Origin of the sequence: Cytobacillus sp. FSL H8-0458, assembly GCF_038002165.1 — a bacterium.
GTDB lineage: Bacteria > Bacillota > Bacilli > Bacillales > Cytobacillaceae > Cytobacillus.
Genome location: NZ_JBBOBR010000001.1, coordinates 2,366,165 through 2,386,579 on the forward strand (window position 1 = coordinate 2,366,165; position 20,415 = coordinate 2,386,579).

Annotated in this window: 21 protein-coding genes and 1 pseudogene; 3 read left to right on the forward strand and 19 right to left on the reverse strand. The window is 42.7% G+C overall.

The genetic code is table 11. The features are described 5' to 3' along the window. Positions 1-162: 162 nt before the first annotated feature. From NYE23_RS11490 to NYE23_RS11505, 4 genes and pseudogenes are all read right to left on the reverse strand, one after another. Positions 163-780, reverse strand: coding sequence for a PH domain-containing protein (locus NYE23_RS11490; RefSeq protein WP_048008949.1), 618 nt, complete (start codon positions 778-780; stop codon positions 163-165). A 115-nt stretch (positions 781-895) separates the two neighbouring features. After that, the gene (locus tag NYE23_RS11495) at positions 896-1,285 is read right to left on the reverse strand and encodes a VOC family protein (RefSeq protein ID WP_341080699.1); all 390 of its coding nucleotides are present in this window, start codon (positions 1,283-1,285) and stop codon (positions 896-898) included. Positions 1,286-1,630: 345 nt separating this feature from the next. Then, positions 1,631-1,945 (reverse strand): annotated as a pseudogene (locus NYE23_RS11500) (VOC family protein); the annotation flags it as partial. A 163-nt stretch (positions 1,946-2,108) separates the two neighbouring features. Then, a complete protein-coding gene (locus NYE23_RS11505; RefSeq protein WP_035330703.1) occupies positions 2,109-2,654 on the reverse strand; it encodes an outer spore coat protein CotE in 546 nt (181 codons plus the stop codon). A 307-nt stretch (positions 2,655-2,961) separates the two neighbouring features. Here NYE23_RS11505 and NYE23_RS11510 point away from each other — a divergent pair, with 307 nt between their 5' ends. From NYE23_RS11510 to NYE23_RS11520, 3 genes are all read left to right on the forward strand, one after another. Continuing rightward, on the forward strand, positions 2,962-3,336 hold the full coding sequence (locus NYE23_RS11510; RefSeq protein WP_341077964.1) for a hypothetical protein: 375 nt from the start codon (positions 2,962-2,964) through the stop codon (positions 3,334-3,336). 43 nt (positions 3,337-3,379) lie between these two features. Continuing rightward, positions 3,380-3,676: a hypothetical protein gene (locus NYE23_RS11515; RefSeq protein ID WP_335691380.1), complete on the forward strand. Its 297-nt coding sequence runs from the start codon at positions 3,380-3,382 to the stop codon at positions 3,674-3,676. 63 nt (positions 3,677-3,739) lie between these two features. After that, a complete protein-coding gene (locus tag NYE23_RS11520; RefSeq protein ID WP_009330660.1) occupies positions 3,740-4,090 on the forward strand; it encodes a hypothetical protein in 351 nt (116 codons plus the stop codon). Between the two features lie 105 nt (positions 4,091-4,195). Here NYE23_RS11520 and NYE23_RS11525 read toward each other — a convergent pair whose 3' ends face one another. The 15 genes from NYE23_RS11525 to ymfI form a co-directional block, all read right to left on the reverse strand. Beyond that, positions 4,196-4,621, reverse strand: coding sequence for a RicAFT regulatory complex protein RicA family protein (locus NYE23_RS11525; RefSeq protein WP_048008955.1), 426 nt, complete (start codon positions 4,619-4,621; stop codon positions 4,196-4,198). After that, positions 4,621-6,171, reverse strand: coding sequence for a tRNA (N6-isopentenyl adenosine(37)-C2)-methylthiotransferase MiaB (miaB, locus tag NYE23_RS11530; RefSeq protein ID WP_341077966.1), 1,551 nt, complete (start codon positions 6,169-6,171; stop codon positions 4,621-4,623). The genes NYE23_RS11525 and miaB overlap by 1 nt, the downstream gene beginning before the upstream one ends. Before the next feature lie 293 nt (positions 6,172-6,464). After that, positions 6,465-7,331 (reverse strand): 2-oxoacid:ferredoxin oxidoreductase subunit beta, encoded by an 867-nt coding sequence (locus NYE23_RS11535; RefSeq protein WP_197207314.1) that lies wholly within the window; start codon positions 7,329-7,331, stop codon positions 6,465-6,467. Continuing rightward, positions 7,332-9,068, reverse strand: a complete 1,737-nt coding sequence (locus NYE23_RS11540; RefSeq protein WP_341077969.1) for a 2-oxoacid:acceptor oxidoreductase subunit alpha — start codon at positions 9,066-9,068, stop codon at positions 7,332-7,334. Between the two features lie 301 nt (positions 9,069-9,369). After that, a complete protein-coding gene (locus tag NYE23_RS11545) occupies positions 9,370-10,293 on the reverse strand; it encodes a dipeptidase (RefSeq protein ID WP_341077970.1) in 924 nt (307 codons plus the stop codon). Positions 10,294-10,449: 156 nt separating this feature from the next. Next, a complete protein-coding gene (gene spoVS, locus NYE23_RS11550; RefSeq protein ID WP_009330666.1) occupies positions 10,450-10,710 on the reverse strand; it encodes a stage V sporulation protein SpoVS in 261 nt (86 codons plus the stop codon). 329 nt (positions 10,711-11,039) lie between these two features. Continuing rightward, positions 11,040-11,837: a TIGR00282 family metallophosphoesterase gene (locus NYE23_RS11555; protein ID WP_341077972.1), complete on the reverse strand. Its 798-nt coding sequence runs from the start codon at positions 11,835-11,837 to the stop codon at positions 11,040-11,042. Positions 11,838-11,967: 130 nt separating this feature from the next. Next, complete coding sequence (rny, locus tag NYE23_RS11560) at positions 11,968-13,533, reverse strand: ribonuclease Y (RefSeq protein ID WP_386850996.1); 1,566 nt, start codon at positions 13,531-13,533, stop codon at positions 11,968-11,970. A 366-nt stretch (positions 13,534-13,899) separates the two neighbouring features. Beyond that, positions 13,900-14,940, reverse strand: coding sequence for a recombinase RecA (gene recA, locus NYE23_RS11565; protein WP_341077973.1), 1,041 nt, complete (start codon positions 14,938-14,940; stop codon positions 13,900-13,902). 272 nt (positions 14,941-15,212) lie between these two features. Continuing rightward, entirely contained in the window at positions 15,213-16,463 is a 1,251-nt protein-coding gene (locus tag NYE23_RS11570; RefSeq protein WP_341077974.1) for a competence/damage-inducible protein A, read from the reverse strand. A gap of 27 nt (positions 16,464-16,490) precedes the next feature. Next, the gene (gene pgsA, locus NYE23_RS11575; RefSeq protein ID WP_061791007.1) at positions 16,491-17,069 is read right to left on the reverse strand and encodes a CDP-diacylglycerol--glycerol-3-phosphate 3-phosphatidyltransferase; all 579 of its coding nucleotides are present in this window, start codon (positions 17,067-17,069) and stop codon (positions 16,491-16,493) included. Positions 17,070-17,336: 267 nt separating this feature from the next. Beyond that, on the reverse strand, positions 17,337-18,242 hold the full coding sequence (locus tag NYE23_RS11580; protein WP_341077975.1) for a helix-turn-helix domain-containing protein: 906 nt from the start codon (positions 18,240-18,242) through the stop codon (positions 17,337-17,339). Between the two features lie 21 nt (positions 18,243-18,263). Then, positions 18,264-19,055, reverse strand: a complete 792-nt coding sequence (locus NYE23_RS11585; RefSeq protein WP_341077977.1) for a YmfK family protein — start codon at positions 19,053-19,055, stop codon at positions 18,264-18,266. Positions 19,056-19,290: 235 nt separating this feature from the next. Continuing rightward, positions 19,291-19,548, reverse strand: a complete 258-nt coding sequence (locus NYE23_RS11590) for a DUF3243 domain-containing protein (protein ID WP_061791010.1) — start codon at positions 19,546-19,548, stop codon at positions 19,291-19,293. A gap of 115 nt (positions 19,549-19,663) precedes the next feature. After that, positions 19,664-20,386, reverse strand: a complete 723-nt coding sequence (gene ymfI, locus NYE23_RS11595; protein ID WP_341077980.1) for an elongation factor P 5-aminopentanone reductase — start codon at positions 20,384-20,386, stop codon at positions 19,664-19,666. Positions 20,387-20,415 lie beyond the last annotated feature (29 nt).

The window sequence follows — 20,415 nt, forward strand, 5'->3', positions numbered from 1 at the left end:
TTTTATAATTTTGTTTTAGAGGATTCCTCTAAAAACGTCTTTTTCATTATATCATAGATTATTAGGTGACTCAGATGTGCAATATTTGCCTTGGCTATTTCTTTACTGGTTATTAGGCTTAGAAATACAAAAGCAGCTCCCAATGGAGAGCTGCCAGGATTCTTAGTTATTAATATATTTTTCAAACACATAGCCGAAGTCTTTCACATTGTATTTCTTGCGGCTGTTCATCAGCCAGTTGAAGGCTGTTTCATTCAATACGCGGAAATTGTCCACTACGTTGGCATCCTGATTGGATACTGACCGTCCAAGGGTGCTTGATGCCAAACTTAGGCTTTTTTCAGCATATTCCATGGAAACTTCATTTTCGCGGCAGATCTCGGAAATGCGGATCAGGGCTTTATATAAATCTTTCAATTCTTCGATATGCTTTTTATGTACGTCGATTGAGAAGGCCTGAGATCCGATCACGAATTTGATTTCCACATCCAAATCAACTGTACCGGCTGTTTCCAGCATAACATTTGAGATTGTGTATTCGCGGTAGCTGTAGCGCTTTAGAGTGCGTTTTTTGCTGACTGCACTGGTTCCATCCAGATGAATAAGCGCCTTATTGGTAAAGCAATATTCATCGGATTTGGACTTGATCAGGAAATAGATTTTCTCATTATCTTCGTGCAGGACATAATCATCAGCATCGACTTTGTCATAATCAGCCGGGTGAATGACGCTTCCCACATCACTTAATCCCAGCACATCAGAAGCAACCTTTTTAAACATAAACACTCAACCTTTCTATATTCATTTTACTACTTTGCTATTTTAACATATTCAGGAAAACATGGCTTTATCATCTTAAAAATAATACGGAAAAGCTCCCGGCAAACCGGAAGCTTCATATACCCGGGGTATTCATCAATACAATCGGCCATCCATCGGGATCTTCAAACGTCAATCCGCCTCTCCCCCAATAAGGGTTATTCGGCTCTGTTTCCAAATATCCAAAAGCAGCAAGCCTGTCGGCAATGTTATCTCTCTCCAGACGATCTCCCACATAAAAGACTAATAGATGCTCTTTTGTGGGCCGAGGAATCTCTATCCTTATCTTGGATTGAGTAAATTCAAGATGGTATTGGCTGTCAGGCAGACCGATCATGATCCCATCATAGCCTTCATGATTCCAAAACTCGCCGACTCTCTTCAGACCCAATCCTTTTTCGTAAAAGGCAATAAGTTTATCAAGCTGATTTGTCGGACGTGCAATGCGAAATTGCACAGCCGGGATGCTCCCGTCCCATTCCTTTCTCACAATCACTTCGTATGGATAATCCTGATGCTTAAACCTTGCATCCCTTTCTCCTGATGCAAATATTTTAACAGGAGAAATAACGGCAGCCTTTTCAGTTGGATACCAATTCCGTCCCTCCTTCACCAGGACAAAAACTCCTTTTCTGTCCCCGTAAAAGGCAAACATCTCACTGGAATCCAATTGTTCATTTTTCAGGTACTGATCTAATTCCTGCTCCATTGCAGCAACATCATTAACAGGCAAACCAACTTCGCCGACATCATGCCATTGGATCCCCTTCTTTTTTATTCCCTCTAAAGGACGCTCCAGCACCTCCAGAATATTTCCGTCCGGATCGATAAAATATGCCTGCTTGCCTTTCCAAAACATGCTGTACTCGCCTTTCTGATTTGGAAGCAGCACACTTTCAGCCCCTAACTTCTGAAACATATGATCAAAGTATTCGGCATTGGTCCGGAAACACACATGGTAATAAGGAATCGCATCACTTTTTTCAAAAAGCAGTTTTGTTGTGCCGGCGATAATCGTAAAATAACTCTCAGTTTCCGCCAGCAGCTCCATTTCCAGCACATTTGTATAGAATTCTTTCATCCTGTGCATATCATGGCACTTTAAATTCAATTGAAATATTTTCATCCTCGCCTCTCCCCTTTACATCCTATAATTCCATTCTAAGGAAATGCTCTTCTAAAGGATTCAGACTAAAGATGGAAGGTGCTGTCGTTATTTCGCTTGATTTTGGCTGACCGTATGAAAATATAAAAAGAAAAACTAGGAAGCAAAACCTCCTAGTTTGTCATTACTCTTCTTCAGTTCCCACCAGAAAATCCGGATTTAAATCCTCGAATTCTTCATCTTCCACATCAAGTCCCCAAGCGTCATCATCACATTCGCATTTGTCTGGGTAAACAGCTACACAAACTTTTGTTTCGCCGATCACCTCGACCATGAACTCTCTTTCCACTGTGACGATGATTTTGTTGCCGTTTGGAGAAATGACAGCTTCACAGCAGCTCGGCTGCTGCAGAACACGGGCGATGACATCATGGTCATCCAGACAGTCCGGATCACGGTACTTCAATTTAATGACATCTTTATACTCAACCCGTTCGGTAACAACTTCAGTTTTTGTATTATTGTTAAAAGAGTACCAAACGTTAATGTCATAATGGCCGCAGATTTCCACTGTTTTTCCGGCTTTTTTCGCCTCGTACGTATGGTTTATGATCCAGCAGCCAAGTATGCTTGACGGATGGTGTGACGGGCAGATCGTATGATTGGACTGTGTGAATTTACGTCCTTTCGCAACGACCGCTTTCGTTATAATCTCTCTGTAATCTCCCATTGCGAGCGAACCCTCCTCATTCATTTTCAATTCATCCTATGCGGGATATTAGACTAGTGTGCGATAATTTTTATGAATGTTAGGCAAAAGTATTGGCATGATTTATAGTATGCCGGAAGCGGGCGAATGTTCCGGTCTGATCAAATCCCTCAGGAGAATAATATATGTAAAATGCCTGCCTTAAGCAGATTACTCTACTCCACAATAGGTAAGTAATTGAAAAATGCACGTTTGTCCTATTACACCAGCGGAGACAGCTTGGCTAATGAATCAATATAATAAACTATCGATAAGGAGGTGAACAGGAATGGCAGACAAGGAGAACTCCAGCTATAAAGTTTCAATCAATGGAAAAGAGCTGACAGGGGAAGAAGCAAAACAATACGCGGAACAAATGGTTGCCAAATTTACTGAGTCATTGGGCGGAATTTATACAAAAGGATTAGAAAAAATTCAGTCTGAAGAGTTAAAAGGAAATCTAATGGAATCTCTTAAGCCATTGAAAAACTTGGAAGGACTCTTCGCAAAAAATTCCTCCGGGATCGGGAATATGATTCCTGCATTAAAAAATCTGCTGCCTGTTGTGGAAACATCCGATGATTATAAACAGGTGAAACTATCTGTAAACGGTAAGAAGCTTCTGGATTTAGATCTTTCCGACATGATGAAGAAAGATTCATAATCTGGACAACAGCCACTTCAATCAATTGAAGGAGGTGAAAACCATGCTATCAAGATGCTATGACGATTACGAAAATGACAATAGCGTATTGCCAAGCGGAGGAGCAGTAAATGGAGCAGACAGCGGCAACGAAGCTGAAGCTTTTACTTTCGCTGCACAAGCCAACCTTCCGCAAACAAACCTGAACGGCCAATTGCCGATTTCAGGAGGCGGATTTGCTGTCAATGCTGCACTGATCAACATTCCGATTCTTTCAGCTCAATACAACATTGCAAATGGAGGAGACTCCACAGCTATTTCTGTTAACACTACAACTCAGCAGCAAAGCAATAAAGCGTAATATAAATAAAGCAATTTTTCTATGCAGAGTCTTACAATGTCCAAAAAGAAGGGAGGGAGTACCATGCTAAGTCAAAATATGCAAAAGCTGGATCTGGATCCGGAAGTCCTCAAGCAGCTGGGTATTCCAAAAGAGTTTATTGATATGGCTGCAGAAGCCGGAATACCTTCAATCAATAACCATGCTGCCGGCGGAAAGGGCGGACGGGCTATTAATCTCACATATGTGGATAATTACTCGACATTGCTCCTTGTATATACTTTTCTTCTTAACTTTTTGGACAAAAAGTCTGATGATGCAGGAACTAAAATGCTCAATCAATCCTTGTTGTCGACATTAAATGCTGCGATTATTGAACAGCAGGAGTATAGAAAAGAATTTTTAAAGGCAGTAGAACTATTGCGAAACCAATAAATGGCCCCCCCCCCACAACCCATGGCCAATACCAATTCCTCCCTTAAATATAGAGCGTAAAAAACACCCTGCACTAACTGGTGCAGGGTGTTTCGGTTTCTGTAATTAATGTGAACAGCTGCTGTTCTTGATCTTTGATCCCGTTTCACCGCTCAGCAAATCTCCGCCTGTAGTAGTAATGACTTCGTCTGTTACTGTGTTGGAAATCGTATTTGCTACAATTTGAAGCAATTCATTAACATCCACCTGGGATTGCTTGAATTCCTGTACAACAGGAATCTCGTCCAGCTGCTGCTCCAATTTGGCTATTTTTTCTTCCGTTTTCTTTAATGCTTCAGCTTTTCCATAATGCTGAAGATTGACAGCCTGCTTTTGAAGTCCTTTGATGGCTGTAATGGTAGCACTAACCTTTTCATTATCATTTATTTGTGCTTCTGCACGTTTGAAGAAATCCACTTCTTCTGTCTCTGCAATCATACGTGCCAAATCCTTCGCACGTTCAACAATCTCGTTCTTTGTGTATTTAGCCATTACTGATTCACCTCAACCGCATCTAGTTCTTCAACCATTTCTCCGTTTAGGGACCATGTTTTTGCATCGGTTACTTTTACTTTTACAATTTTGCCGATCGCTGTTTTTGGCCCCTTAAAGTTTACAAGCTTGTTCTTTCTTGTGTATCCTGCAAGAATTTCAGGATTGTTCTTGCTTTCCCCTTCCACAAGAACTTCGACAGTCTGGCCTTTATATTGTTTCATTGCCTCTGCGGATAATTCATTTACAACTGCATTCAGGCGCTGAAGGCGCTCTTTCTTTACTTCCATTGGAACGTTATCCACCATTTTGGCGGCTGGTGTACCTTCACGTGGTGAGTAAATGAACGTATAAGCGGCTTCGAAGCCTACCTCCCTGTATAGGGAAATTGTTTCTTCAAATTGTTCTTCTGTCTCATTAGGATAGCCCACAATGATATCAGTTGTGAAAGTTGCCTCTGGAATAGCCGCTTTAATTTTGCGAACCAGCTCCAAATATTGTTCTCTTGTATATTTACGTGCCATGATTTTCAGGACATCCGTAGAACCGGATTGAACCGGAAGATGAATGTGTTCTACCAGATTTCCGCCCTTCGCAAGCACTTCAATCAGATGATCATCAAAATCGCGCGGATGGCTGGTTGTAAAACGTACGCGCGGAATATCGATTTTGCGCATTTCATCCATCAAGTCGCCAAGGCCATATTTCATATCCTCAAAATCTTTTCCATATGCGTTTACGTTTTGCCCTAGGAGGGTAATTTCCTGATAGCCCTGTGCCGCTAACTGGCGAACTTCCTGAATGATGTCCTCAGGACGTCTGCTACGCTCTTTTCCGCGTGTATAAGGAACGATGCAGTATGTGCAGAATTTATCACAGCCGTACATAATGTTAACCCATGCTTTAATATTCCCGCGGCGCACTTTTGGAAGGTTTTCAATTACATCCCCTTCCTTAGACCATACTTCAATAACCATTTCCTTTGACATATAGGCTTCTTGAAGAATGTTAGGAAGACGGTGGATGTTGTGTGTTCCAAAAATCATATCTACCTGGTTATATGTTTTAAGAATCTTGTTAACAACCGATTCTTCCTGGGACATACATCCGCAGACCCCAATTAGAAGATCCGGTTTTTCTTTTTTTAAATGTTTAAGATGACCAAGTTCTCCAAAAACTTTATTCTCGGCATTTTCCCGGATGGCACATGTATTAAGCAAAATGACGTTCGCATCTTCCACTGAGTCTGTAGGCTCATAGCCAAGACCAAGGAAAATGCCGGCCATTACTTCGGTATCATGCTCGTTCATCTGGCAGCCGTATGTGCGGATATAGAATTTGCGGCCATTTCCCATGCCATGAAATTCTTCAGGGATGTTAAAATCTTTATGATATTTTACTTCTTCTTTACCGCGTTTTTTCGCTTCCTTTAAGGAAGGTGCAGTGTAAACAGTTTCAAAGTATTTGCTGTAATCTTTTACGGATTTTTTGTCCGAAGGATTTGCTGTTTGCACTTGCTGGCTTTCTAATCGTTGTTTTTCGTTCATCATTTATCCCCTTTCTCTTTCTCCTGAGCAGCATCTATCATTTAAACTCATTTTCAGCTAATATCATGCTGTGCAATATACATGTGCACATTATTATAGTATAAGGCTTTCTGATAGTTAAAACAATAGAAAACCGTACTCTGCCACTTATCAGCAGCTATTACTTGTATGTACGATCAGGGATATTTTTAGTCCTGCACAATCACTAATACTAGACTAAATTTAGTATTTTGTGTGTGACAAGTGTCACAATAAACTCAAAAAAAGAAGCCCGGGTGCCCCGAGCTTCTGTTCTATTACATAAATTCAGCTGCAAGTTTATCAAAGTGAGCTTGATCAAGTTGAAGATCCGCTTGTGATAATGGAGTTTCAGAGTAACCTGAAAGCAGCTCCTGATATGACTTTCGCTCAGTGTCCTGATAGATTAGGCCAGTTACAAGACCGCTGTGCTTCATAAGAGTCTGCATAGCCATTTCGCGGCTTGAATGATCATAGCCTTCCACATCGCTAAGCTTTGTCAGGTTTTCTTTAAACCAGTCATATGTGTTTACTTTGTTGTATGTAACACATGGGCTGAACACGTTAATTAAAGAGAAGCCATCATGCTTGATTCCTGCTTCGATTAACGCAGTCAGATCTTTAAGGTCAGTTGAGAAGCTCTGTGCTACGAAGGTCGCACCAGCTGTTAATGCCATTTCCATTGGAGAAATCGCCTGTTCAATTGAACCTTGCGGAGTGGACTTAGTTTTGAAGCCAGCCGCAGAACGAGGTGAAGTCTGTCCTTTTGTTAAACCATAAATTTGGTTATCCATTACGATATAAGTGATGTTCACATTACGGCGGATCGCATGGATCGTATGGCCCATACCGATCGCGAATCCATCTCCGTCACCGCCGGATGCGATAACTGTTAAATCGCGGTTAGCCATTTTAACACCCTGGGCGATCGGAAGTGAACGTCCATGAATGCCGTGGAAACCATAAGAATTGATATAACCGGAAATACGTCCGGAACAGCCGATGCCTGATACGACAGCTAAGTTCTCAGGCTCTAAACCAACGTTTGCTGCCGCACGCTGAATCGCAGCCTGCACGGAGAAGTCTCCACAGCCCGGGCACCAGTTTGGTTTTACATTATTTCGAAAGTCTTTAAATGTGGCCATTTAGAACAACTCCTTGCATTTTGTGTGAATTTCATGCGGCAAGAATGGATTTCCGTCGTACTTTAATAGCTTATATACTTTCTCAGCATGTCCGACGTTCATCTTCATGATGTTCGCTAATTGTCCTGTAGCATTGTTTTCAACCACCGCGATTTTCTTAGCTGTTTTTACAAGCGGCAATAATTCGTCAGTTGGGAAAGGATGAATCAGACGAACTTGTGCATGGTTTACTTTAATGCCGTCCTGTTCAAGCCTGCTCATAGCTTCCTCAATTGCACCTCTTGTTGAGTTGAAGCCGACGATCAGCAAGTCCGCTTCTTCATGTGGTGCATTCTTGTGAACAGGTGTATTGAATTTAATATTTTCAACCTTGCGGAAACGCTTATCCATTTGTGCGTTGCGGTTTGCAGCTGATTCTGAAGGCTTTCCAGTTTCATCATGCTCAACACCTGTAACATGGTGGATTCCGTTCTTCATGCCAGGAATTACACGTGGAGAAACTCCATCCTCTGTAACCTCAAAGCGCTTAAAGTAACCTTTGTTTTCAATTTCAGGAAGTTCTTCTGTAACAAGCTTTCCGCGGCGGATTTCAACCTTACTGAAATCAAGCGGCTCCACTGTCTGTTTTCCAAGAGAAAGCTGTAAATCTGATAGGATTATAACCGGGCACTGGTATTCTTCTGCCAGGTTGAAAGCTTCAGCAGTATCATAGAATGCTTCCTGTACAGTGCTTGGGGCAAGAACGATTTTTGGAATCTCGCCATGAGTTCCGTAAATCATTGCCATTAAATCAGACTGCTCCTGTTTTGTCGGAAGTCCTGTAGAAGGTCCTCCACGCTGTGTATCCACAATAACCAAAGGTGTTTCAGTTATCCCTGAAAGGCCGATCGCTTCCATCTTAAGGGAAAGTCCAGGACCGGCAGATGCTGTCAGTGAGCGGACACCTGCGTAGTTTGCACCGATTGCCATTGTAACCGCAGCAATTTCATCTTCTGTCTGGATAACAGATCCGCCAAGCGCAGGAAGCTTTTTAATCAGGTATTCCATGATTTCGGATGCAGGTGTGATTGGGTAAGCGGCCATAAATCGGCAGCCGCCTGCGAGCGCACCTAGAGCGATTGCATCGTTCCCGATCATAAATAAACGCTGCAGCCCGTCAGCTTTTTCAAGCTCCAATAATTCCACATCATCGCTAAGCTTTTCTTTCATGAAATCAAAGCCGGCCTGAATGGCTTCCATGTTCTTATCGACAACCTGCTGTCCTTTTCGTCCAAAAATCTCTTGAACTACTTCTTCAAATACTTTAATATCTAAATTTAGAACTGCACATGTCGCACCAACAGCAACCATGTTTTTCATCAGGGATGTTCCAAGCTCTGTAGCAATCTCTGTAAAAGGCACTGCAAACAAAGCTGCATTCGTATCTTCTGGCTGTTTAGGATCAAATTTCGCATCTGCAATCATGATCCCTTTATCGTGAAGTTCTTTGTAGTTTAAATCGATTGTTTCCTGGTCGAAAGCTACCAGAATATCTAAATCGTCTGAAATAGAACGGATTTGTGACGTGCTGACGCGAATCTTGTTGTTCGTGTGCCCGCCTTTAATACGTGATGAAAAGTGGCGGTAACCGTACAGGTAGTAGCCTAAACGATTTAGCGCAATGGAAAAAATCTCTCCGGTACTTTCAATACCTTCCCCTTGCTGTCCTCCAACTTTCCATGAAAGTTGATTGATCATGTCTTACACCCCTTTAGATACGTTAAGAAATTATGTAAAAACGCTTTTTAAATATCAGTGTAGTACTTGTCCAGTCAATCCGGCCATTTTCAACATGCATTTAAGGCTATATTCTGGAAGATGGATGGGTACTAAACGCTTTCAATTCTAGACCTATGTGTCTAAAAAAGCAACCCTTTCCGAATATTTATCGATTAAAAGATGAATATTTTTTTATTTTTTGAAAAATCGTAAAAAGATCATTTAATATTGGATTTTTGAAGTTAGTTACACCCCTTGATATATAGTTTTTTCACCATTTTCACCTTGGAAACCTGCGATAAAAATTGCGAAATAAAAATTTTTCAGCTTGTATATCAGAATAATATTTTAACAGTTCATTTATCAGGCTATCGTATTTTCTTGCATCCTCCAAATCTGTAACTTTTCCATCTGTACCATCAAAATCCGAGCCGAATCCTACGTGATTCTCTCCCCCAAGTGAACATACATATTCCAGGTGCCTGAGAATATCAGTAATTGCCGCTGTTTGTTTGCCTGATAAAAATTCAGTCACAAATGTAATGCCCATCACACTGTCCCTGTCAATCAGCGCTTCAATCTGTTCGTTCGTTAAATTGCGTGGATGCGGGCACAACGAATAGCAGTTTGAATGAGTGGCAACGGGGTAGTCGGCCCATTCCATAACATCCCAGAAGCCCCGTTCAGAAAGATGGGAAACATCGCACCATGCCTTGCTGGCATTTAATTCATAAACAACCCCTTTGCCAAATGAAGAAAGGCCTGCCCCTCTTTCCTCAAGCACTCCATCAGCAGCACAGTTTGCATAATTCCATGTTAATCCCACTGAAGATACTCCCAGCCTTAGAAGTGTCTTCAATTTAAGCAGATCGCAGCCAACTGCATCGCAACCCTCCAAGGTCAGCATCGCTCCTGTCTCATTCTCCTTCAGCATGTCGATGTCCCGGGGGTTTCTAATGAGCTTTAATTGCGGATTGGGCTTAAGCACTTTCTCGTAAAAAAGATTGACCATATACAGGGCTGCGTTGAACTTCATTTCCGTATGGACGGATTCCGGAACATATATGGCAAAGCACTGAACCTTTAAGCCTGATGCCTGAAGCGCTTCCAGATTTACCTGAAGACTGCCTGAATTTTGAAAGTCAATCCTTCTGTCCATAAACATTTTATATAGAACATCACAATGTGCATCAAATATTTTCAAGCTTTCTTCCTCCCTCTTTTTCTCCATAGCATTATCTTATTAAAAAAAGAACCTGTTTGCCTATGACGCAAACAGGTTTTATTATTTTTGTGAGAATCTATATTTTGTGACTTATGCATATGACAAAGGATGATTTCCCATTCTGAAGCTTTTGGGCTAACGCGGCTCCACAATCAGCTTAATGGCAGTCCGTTCTTCGCCGTCGATCAGGATATCCGTGAATGCAGGGATACAAATTAAATCCACTCCGCTAGGCGCTACGAATCCTCTTGCGATCGCTACTGCCTTAACAGCCTGGTTCAATGCACCCGCACCAATTGCCTGGATTTCCGCATTTCCTCTTTCGCGAAGAACTCCAGCAAGCGCACCAGCTACAGAATTAGGATTAGATTTTGCTGAAACTTTTAATATTTCCATTCCTAGCTCCTCCTCGTTTTACCCCTCCTGTATGCATTGCTCAAAGCGTTGATTCACCTTCTGGAAAGGCCGGATGCCATCAGACAGGCAATTTCTTTCCGTTCATAAACAGGCCGCTTTGATGGAATTTAGCACCAGGTCTATATATCATTCCATTGCTACTATATTCAGCTTGGAATTCACATATTCCGGCTTGGACAAAAAAAGCAGGGTTTCAGGCAGATTTTCTTCAGGATTTCTGCTTGTCCAAGGAAAACGCATCTGAAGTCTTGTTTCTGCTAATTCAAAAAGACTGCAATCCGGCCATCCGGATGCAGTCTTTTATCAGTTTATGAGTAAAAAGGGTGGTCATCATTAATTAGGATCCGGTCAATTTTTTTTGCCAATCCTGTTTTAGGATTCAGTTCAATGACCGCTGCGCTTAACTGGCTCCTGCCTTCTTTCGGAACTTCAAATCGAACCGGGAGCCCGGAGATAAACCTTTTGATCACTGCTTCTTTTTCCACACCAAGGATACCGTCATAAGGGCCTGTCATCCCCACATCAGACATAAAGGCCGTCCCGCCAGGCAAAATGCGGTTATCGGCTGTCTGCACGTGGGTATGCGTACCTACGACTGCTGATACTTTTCCATCCAAGTACCAGCCCATGGCCTGTTTTTCACTTGTTGCTTCTGCATGAAAATCAACAAAAATAAATGGAGTCCTTTCCCGGGCTTCTTTTATCAGTTCATCTGCCTTTTGGAAAGGGCAGTCACTTGTATTCATAAAAGTTCTGCCCTGAAGGCTGATAACTGCTACTTCCTCTGTATTAAACTTCAAAATAACCATGCCTTTGCCAGGATTATTAGAAGGAAAATTAGCCGGACGAACCATATATTTCGCGCGGTCAATAAATTCAAAAATTTCCCGATTATCCCAGGTATGATTCCCGAGAGTCACCGCCTGTGCACCAGCCTCAAGAAATCCCCGATAAATCTTTTCCGTAATTCCTTTTCCCCCTGCTGCATTTTCCCCATTAATAATCGTGATATGCGGCCGGTATTTTTCTTTAAGCTTCGGTACATATTCAGTGATCATATCCCGCCCCTGGGATCCCACTACATCTCCGACAAACAATATATTCATGTCATATCCCTTTCTGTTTTTAAAGATATATGTATGCTTTTTCAGTTCTTTTTATTAGTGTAACACAGTTTTCCTGCTTCAATTTAAAGCACACCCTGAAAAAGAAATAAAGCGATGCATGTGCATCGCTTTATTTTGCATATTCAACGGCCCTCGTTTCACGGATAACCGTGACCTTGATGTGGCCTGGATAATCAAGTTCTTCTTCAATCTTCTTACGGATATCCCTTGCCAAACGATGAGCTTCAAGGTCATCAATTTGTTCAGGCTTAACCATAATACGGATTTCGCGTCCAGCTTGAATGGCGAATGATTTTTCAACACCATCATAGGATTCGGAAATCTCTTCAAGCTTTTCAAGACGGCGAATATAGTTCTCAAGCGTCTCTCTTCTTGCTCCAGGTCTTGCTGCTGATAAAGCATCAGCTGCAGCGACAAGTACGGCAATGATTGATGTTGGCTCTGTGTCACCATGGTGGGAAGCGATACTGTTTATGACAACAGGATGCTCTTTATACTTAGTGGCAAGCTCCACACCGATTTCAACATGGCTTCCTTCCACCTCATGGTCGATTGCTTTACCGATATCATGAAGCAATCCTGCCCGGCGTGCCAATGTTTCGTCCTGTCCCAATTCGGCAGCCAGCAGTCCTGAAAGCTGAGCCACTTCCATTGAGTGCTTTAACACATTCTGGCCGTAGCTTGTACGGAATTTTAATCGGCCAAGAATTTTGATTAAGTCTGGATGCAAGCCGTGAACACCAACCTCAAAAGTGGTTTGTTCGCCGATTTCACGAATATGTTCATCCACTTCACGGCGGGCCTTATCGACCATTTCCTCAATCCGAGCTGGATGGATGCGACCGTCCTGAACCAATTTGTCTAAAGCTAAGCGTGCAGTCTCACGGCGAATTGGATCAAAGCCGGATAAAATTACCGCTTCCGGCGTATCATCGATAATAAGATCAATTCCGGTCAGTGTTTCCAGAGTACGGATATTACGGCCTTCACGGCCAATAATGCGCCCTTTCATCTCATCATTTGGCAGGTTGACAACTGATACAGTAGTTTCTGCCACATGATCAGCAGCACATCTTTGGATAGCCAGTGACAGGATTTCCTTCGCTTTCTTATCCGCGTCCTCTTTCGCTCTAGTCTCGCTCTCTTTTACCATAATGGCGACATCGTGAGCCACTTCCTGCTCCGTGCGCTCTAAAATGATGGACTTTGCCTCTTCACGAGTCAAGCCTGAGATGCGTTCCAGCTCAGCTTGCTGCTCTTTAATCATCACTTCCACTTTGCTTTCCATCTCTTCAATATGCTGTTGTCTTTTGCTAAGAGAATCGTCCCTCTTTTCTAAAAGCGCTTCACGTTTATCTAACGTTTCATCTTTGCGATCAAGGTTCTCTTCTTTTTGCATTAAGCGATTTTCTTGTTTTTGCAGTTCATTTCTTCGATCACGAACTTCACCTTCCGCATCTGTGCGGAGCTTGTGAATTTCATCTTTCGCTTCAAGCAGGGCTTCCTTCTTCGTAGCCTCAGCTTCTCGCTTTGCGTCTTCCAAAATCTGCTCAGCAGCATCTTTAGCTCCTGCAATTTTAGCTTCGGCAATAGATTTGCGAACAAAATAGCCAACAAAAGCACCGACGATTAGGCCAAGCAAAATGGAGATGATTGCTGTTACTAGATCCATCATTTCACCTCCTCTTGCTATGAACTTGTTTGTGTTACGTTTTTTAAAGTGTTGGCATGTACATTGTCCAATTCAATATACAGCACTAAGGCTTTTAAACGTTTCAATCTTAAAAAAACACTGGGCATCCATCTGACGGCTGGCAGTTTATTAACGTATGAAAAGCCAATGGAGCCTGGAGCCGGACAAAGTCTGACTCAATAAGAATTTCTTTACATATAAAATGTAAAATATACATTTTTAATTGTAAAGCTGTGGAATTTTATTGTCAAGGGTTTGTCTTAAGGGCTTTTCTTAATATTTCGATTGGTTTGAACACTTTTGAAGAAAAAAAAGCAAAGCCACTCAGGACTTTGCTTTTCCTTAGTATTAATCGATCAGCTCGAATTCTTCCTGCTCTTCGTCTCCGCTGGCTACTTTTTCTTCATCGAGTCCATAATGTTCGCGGATTTGTTTTTGGATAGTTAGACGGATTTCAGGGTTTTCTTTTAGGAATACCTTGGCGTTTTCACGGCCTTGGCCCAGGCGCTCCTCGTTGAATGAGTACCAAGAACCGCTCTTTTGGACAATATCCAGCTCAGAGCCAAGATCGATGATTTCACCTTCCTTGGAAATTCCTTCACCGTACATGATGTCAACTTCCGCCACTCGGAATGGAGGAGCGACTTTATTTTTGACAACTTTAATCTTTGTCTTATTACCAACCATTTCATTGCCTTGTTTAAGAGTTTCTGCACGGCGCACTTCAAGGCGGATGGATGAGTAGAACTTCAATGCGCGTCCCCCCGGAGTCGTCTCAGGGTTTCCAAACATAATTCCGATTTTTTCACGGATTTGGTTAATGAAAATCGCGATTGTCTTTGATTTGTTGATTGCGCCTGATAGCTTACGAAGTGCCTGTGACATTAGGCGGGCCTGCAGACCCACATGGGAGTCACCCATTTCTCCTTCAATTTCAGCCTTGGGAACAAGGGCTGCCACAGAGTCAACTACGAGAATATCAATAGCACCGCTTCGAACAAGGGCTTCTGCTATTTCAAGCGCCTGCTCTCCAGTATCCGGCTGGGAAAGAAGAAGCTCGTCAATATTTACACCAAGCTTTTGTGCATAAACAGGGTCCAAAGCGTGTTCGGCATCGATGAACGCTGCTTGTCCGCCGCTTGCCTGCACTTCTGCAATAGCATGCAGGGCTACTGTTGTTTTACCGGAACTCTCCGGTCCATAGACTTCAATAATACGTCCTCTTGGATAGCCGCCTACCCCAAGAGCTGCATCAAGAGCAAGAGACCCGCTTGGTACAGTGGAAATTCTGCGGTCAGTCTGTTCCCCGAGCTTCATGATAGAACCTTTACCAAATTGCTTTTCTATTTGTTTTAGCGCCATTTCAAGAGCTGCTTGACGATCACTCACTAATAGTTCCTCCTTTTATATAGACGAATCTGTCTTTTGATTAGATTCGATTTGTCTCATCTCAAAACCTAACTCTACTATAAACCTTTTCAATGCATTTGTCGAGCAAAAAGTCGAACATCCATTCGATTTTTTTCATTGAGACATTTTGCCCGAAAATATCAAGACTGCTGGGGAAAGAGAGGTTTTTCAGGGGTCAATCAGTAGATGAAATCGCATTTCGGCAAGAAGTCTGTCTATTATTATGGCTATTAAAAACTCAGAACGCATTTTCAGGCGGTCTGAGTTTCTTTTAATGCTTTAATAAGAAAATGGCAGCCGTATTTTACTGTACGAACCCGATTGGCAGCCCTGGTTCCTCCAAGGTTCAGCTTTTCAGTCTGGACAGGCCTTCCTTTAATCCAGATGCCTATATATACTGTTCCGACCGGGTTTCCTTCCAATTCATCCGGACCAGCAACACCTGTAAAACTGATTCCGATATCGGAATTTGTCAGGCTTGCGACATTCTCAGCAAGCTCGGCTGCACACTGTGCACTGACGACCCCGTCGTTATCAATCGTTTCTTTGCGGACTTTTAATACTTCAGCCTTAACTTCGTTGGTGTAGCAGACCACTCCGCCCTTTAAAAGTCCGCCAGCTCCCGGAATGGATGTAAACTCCTCCTGGAACATGCCGCCTGTTAAGCTCTCCGCTGCGGAAATAGTCATGCTGCTCTCCTTAATCAGCTTGGTTAGCTCGTACATCAATGAAGTATCATCATATCCGTAGAAGTATTCGCCGACACGATCGAGGATTTTAGTTTCCGCTTCATCAATCAGCATCATGGCCGTGTTAGGCTGACTATGCTTTGCTGTGAGCCTCAGAGTAACTTCCCCATCAGATGCAAGCGGAGCAATGGTTGGATTACTCTGCGCATCGATAATATCTTCAATCTCCGTTTCAAGCATGGCTTCCCCAATCCCAAAGAAGTGAAGCACCCGGGAAACAATCACATCATCTGTGCCCAGCTTGGATTGCAGGGCTGGAAATGCGTGTTTGAGGAACATCGGTTCCATCTCATTTGGAGGCCCAGGAAGAAGCATATAAACATGCCGGCTATTATCGGCAATCATTCCGGGTGCCATTCCATGCTCATTAGGAAGCACTTGTGCATCCTCAAGAACCAGGGCCTGCTTTTTATTATTCTCGGTCATCTCTCTGTTGGTGCGTTTAAAATAAAGCTGGATAGACTCAAGCGCCTGTGCGTCCATGACGAGCTCTTTGCCAAGATGACGGGCGATTGTTTCTTTCGTTAAATCATCCTTTGTCGGTCCCAATCCGCCCGTGAAGACGATCAGATCAGAACGGCCTTCGGCAATTGTGATCACCGATTTCAGGCGCTCAGGGTTATCTCCAACCACTGTATGGTAAAAAACGTTAATGCCCAGTTCAGCAAGCTGCCGGGAAAGAAAGCGGGCATTTGTATTAACGATTTGTCCAAGTAAAAGCTCAGACCCGACAGCTATAATTTCAGCATTCATTCAAAAGCCCCCTTCCGGGTAAAGTAATTATTTTGAGTTAATGAAGGCCTGCTTGTTTTTTGCAAAGTAGTCCCAGCCGGACCAGATCGTAAAGAACATCGCAACCCATAAGGCAATCAGGTCAAACCGGATTGAAACCATTTCAAAAATAATATTATGTAAAAGCAGGGCAGAAATGGCTACAATTTGAGCCCAGGTTTTGATTTTGCCAAGCTGATTAGCTGCGACTACTTCTCCTTCCCCTGCCAGTACAAGCCTTAAACCTGTTACAGCAAATTCCCGGCTGATTATAATAATGACAATCCATGATGGAGCCAGACCAAGATCAACCAGAACTATTAATGCTGCAGAAACGAGAAGTTTGTCTGCAAGCGGATCAAGAAACTTGCCCAGATTTGTAACCAGATTGTACTTGCGGGCAAAGTAGCCGTCGACCCAATCGGTAACCGAAGCAATAATAAAAATAAGAGCTCCAATCAGATGGGTAACGGGCATTTCAGCTCCTAACAACTCCACATTTCCCCATGAAAGAGGGACGAGCATGACGAGCAGAAATATTGGTATCAGCAAGATACGGGACACTGTAATTTTATTTGGCAGATTCATGTTTTACCTCCAAGTATAATAAAGTGAAACTTCAATCAGCGGGGAGGCTTTATCTCCCACTGATTGTTAGTTGAGCCAGTCGGGCCATTACGGGCAGTTTGACCCCCATTTATCCCCCTTTGATTCCACTGAGTCTTGAAGCGGGGGTCTTACTGCCCGTTAGACTGCGATAAATGAAACTTCTTGCAGAAAAAGTCTAAGACATTCGCTGCAATCCTTTTACTGATAATTTTTACATAAAAAGCGAAAATAGTCATCTAAAGATGACTATTCGGTCTTCGGCGCATACTTTATGGTAATATCCTGCTTGACGGATTGTGAAGGCGGCACCTTATACTCAATTTTTTCGCCGTTTACATAGATTTCAGTTTGAGTCGAATTTCCGACTACAATGGAAGCTTCCGTTTCCTTTGAAAAGTCTACCTTCTGGCTTTTCGTGCCATCCGCAGTGAGCATTCCCTGGAAGAGGGAATCCCCTTTGCCGTTCTTGATATTCACCCAAGTTTCTCCTGTAGACAAAACCTCCAGTTCAAACTTGTCCGCATTCTTCAATTCATAAACCGTTCCATTTCCGCTGGATTGAACCACAGCAACTTCCTGCTTTGGCTCTTCCTCGGTTTCTTGGTCCTTGCCATCTTCCTCAGCAGCATCTTTGTCATCAGATTCTTCTTTCTTTCCAGCTGAATCATCTTTTTTATTTTCTGCAAGGTTTTCAGACTCTTCTATAACTGTCTGTTCATCAGTCAAATCAGATGGCTTCTCTTCCTTGTCCGCCTGATCTTTGGCCCCAAGAAAATTGTATAGGACCGCAATGAGGCCAACTATAAAGACGCCAATGAGAACCTTTGGAAGAATATCGAATACTTTTGAAGTCCTGCCAGAAAGATCTTTCCTGGATTGAACACGCGATAGCTTTTCTGGAATATCATCATTCACCTGTGCCGGAATATCATCTTTATACTGTTCGAAAATTTCTTCCGGCTCAATTCCAACCGCTTCAGCATACTGTTTAATAAATGCCCTGACATAAAACTTTCCGGGCATCATGCTATAATCGCCCTCTTCAATTCCCACCAAATAGCGTTTTTGTATTTTTGTGACCTTTTGCAGATCTTCAAGGCTCATATCTTTAGCCAGCCGCGCTTCTTTTAATCGATTGCCTAGTTCTGTCAATTTACAACACCTTCCAACTTACTAAAAATCAAAGCCTCCAAAATCTGATTCAGAGAACATATTGTTCTTCTCTACCACATCATATGCAATCTCTTCCTCAGGGTCGTGACGAAGCTCAATAATATAATCAAAATCGTTAAGAGAGTATTCAGTGTTTTGCACGAAAATATCGGGATGCTCCACTACCTTAACTGCCGGGAGGCGCATAATCTCCCGTACGAGCTGCCAGTGCCGTTCGTTGGCACGTCTTGTTGAGACAATTCCGTCAATGATGAACAAATTGTCTTCATTATATTCATCCTCGATCAGCTGATTTCGTATCGTCTGCTTTAGCAGCGTGGATGAAACAAATAGCCAGCGTTTGTTCGCACAGACACTTGAAGCGACTATGGATTCTGTTTTTCCAACCCTTGGCATTCCCCTGATCCCTATTAGCTTGTGCCCTTCCTGTTTAAATAATTCGGCCATGAAATCAACCAAAAGCCCAAGCTCGTCCCTTACGAACCTGAACGTTTTTTTATCGTCGGCATCCCTTTGAATATATCTTCCATGACGCACGGCCAGCCGGTCCCTCAGCTTAGGCTCACGGAGCTTAATCACTTTAATCGTGTCCATCGTATTAAGAATGGACTTCAGGCGTTCAATCTGTTCATGGTCTTTAGCCAAAATCAGCAATCCCCTGCGGCCTTCATCGACGCCATTGATCGTGACAATATTAATGGAAAGCATACCCAGCAGGGAAGAAATGTCACCAAGCAAGCCGGGACGATTCTTTTGGATTTCATATTCCAAATACCATTCTGTTTTCTCCACCGGAAAACCTCCTCCTGGATGATGCGCACGTATTTGCGCATTTTATATGTATATGTAACTCATTTCTGGTATGTAAAATTTTATTAAACTTATCCTAAATTTTCATCTAGGTTCTATAATATATGATTTTATGCCAATATGAAAGGAAAAACCCGTTTGGCCGGGAAGGAAATGTTTTTGGGGAAAAAGCGAAAAGAGAGGCAATCCTCTCTTTTCGCTGATTACTATTATTTTCTTAGCGGGTACCGTCGTTCTGAACAAGCTTTACCATCATATTGGCAATGGCATGCTGCTCATCAGGACTTGCTACAGACCAAAGATCAGCCAGGATTTTTTCCTGGTCATTCTTTGGCTCCACTTGCTTGGCTAAATAATCACCGATTTGATAAGCAAGGTCATTTACTGTTTCCTTATTCATTCCCTGATCCATTCCCTGATGAAGACGATCGCCAAGGAAATCTTTCCATTGCTGCCAGTTTTCTAGTACAGACATAATTTTGCCTCCTTTAAATGTTGTACAATTATATTGTGCTTAGGGGCTGAATAAAATATGCATGTACATAGACATGACTCAAAAATATTGTGACACTTCTTTGAACGAATGGCAGTTACGTATACCAGCCGCCATTCACAGCCATAACCTGCCCGGTAATATACGAAGCCTTTTCTGAAAGAAGAAAGGAAATGGCGTTTGCGATGTCAGCAGGCAAGGCAAGCCTGCCCATAGGAATTTCACTTTTTACAGCATCAAGCTCTTCTTCAGAAAAATCCTTCAGCATGGCCGTCTCAACGGCACCCGGGGCAATAGCATTAACCCTTACACCATTCAGGGCAACCTCCTTGCTTAAAGCTTTAGCAAAAGCAATTTGTGCACCCTTTGCAGCCGAGTAGGCAACTTCACAAGCGGCACCCGTTTGGCCCCATATCGAAGAAACCACTATAATATTTGCGCTCCCCTTTGTTAAAAGTTTCGGCAGAAGCTCTTTCGTCAGGAGAAGCGGCGAGGTCACATGAAGGTTCATCAAAGCTTCCATTTCCGTTTGCTGTATTTCAGTAAGAAGTCCATATTGAGCTGTTCCGCTATTATGGATAATGGCGTCAAGCGAAAATATGTTAGGAATAATTTTTTTATACCCGCCTGGTACAGATAGGTCTGCGTGGATCGGAATATATTCTCCGCCGAACCTTTGCAGGCGGTCCAGAAGCCTGTTAATCCCCTCCATATTATGATTGTAATGTAAATAAAGCGAATAGCCTTCTTCTGCCAGTTTGACGCTGACTGCCTGGCCGATTCCTCCGCTCGCTCCAGTTATTAATGCAAATTTCTTCATTTCATATCCTCCCGAAAAAAGCAAAGCGC

Coding starts and splice junctions, on each gene's coding strand:
- ymfI (WP_341077980.1), bottom strand. CDS start 20,386: ATGAAGAAATTTGCATTAATAACTGGAGCGAGCGGAGGAATCGGCCAG.
- NYE23_RS11515 (WP_335691380.1), top strand. CDS start 3,380: ATGCTATCAAGATGCTATGACGATTACGAAAATGACAATAGCGTATTG.
- NYE23_RS11525 (WP_048008955.1), bottom strand. CDS start 4,621: ATGGCTAAATACACAAAGAACGAGATTGTTGAACGTGCGAAGGATTTG.
- spoVS (WP_009330666.1), bottom strand. CDS start 10,710: ATGGAAATATTAAAAGTTTCAGCAAAATCTAATCCTAATTCTGTAGCT.
- NYE23_RS11505 (WP_035330703.1), bottom strand. CDS start 2,654: ATGGGAGATTACAGAGAGATTATAACGAAAGCGGTCGTTGCGAAAGGA.
- NYE23_RS11535 (WP_197207314.1), bottom strand. CDS start 7,331: ATGGCCACATTTAAAGACTTTCGAAATAATGTAAAACCAAACTGGTGC.
- NYE23_RS11540 (WP_341077969.1), bottom strand. CDS start 9,068: ATGATCAATCAACTTTCATGGAAAGTTGGAGGACAGCAAGGGGAAGGT.
- NYE23_RS11570 (WP_341077974.1), bottom strand. CDS start 16,463: ATGAATGCTGAAATTATAGCTGTCGGGTCTGAGCTTTTACTTGGACAA.
- NYE23_RS11555 (WP_341077972.1), bottom strand. CDS start 11,837: ATGAATATATTGTTTGTCGGAGATGTAGTGGGATCCCAGGGGCGGGAT.
- NYE23_RS11590 (WP_061791010.1), bottom strand. CDS start 19,548: ATGTCTGTACTAGAAAACTGGCAGCAATGGAAAGATTTCCTTGGCGAT.
- NYE23_RS11490 (WP_048008949.1), bottom strand. CDS start 780: ATGTTTAAAAAGGTTGCTTCTGATGTGCTGGGATTAAGTGATGTGGGA.
- NYE23_RS11510 (WP_341077964.1), top strand. CDS start 2,962: ATGGCAGACAAGGAGAACTCCAGCTATAAAGTTTCAATCAATGGAAAA.
- miaB (WP_341077966.1), bottom strand. CDS start 6,171: ATGATGAACGAAAAACAACGATTAGAAAGCCAGCAAGTGCAAACAGCA.
- pgsA (WP_061791007.1), bottom strand. CDS start 17,069: ATGAATCTGCCAAATAAAATTACAGTGTCCCGTATCTTGCTGATACCA.
- NYE23_RS11520 (WP_009330660.1), top strand. CDS start 3,740: ATGCTAAGTCAAAATATGCAAAAGCTGGATCTGGATCCGGAAGTCCTC.
- rny (WP_386850996.1), bottom strand. CDS start 13,533: ATGATGGATCTAGTAACAGCAATCATCTCCATTTTGCTTGGCCTAATC.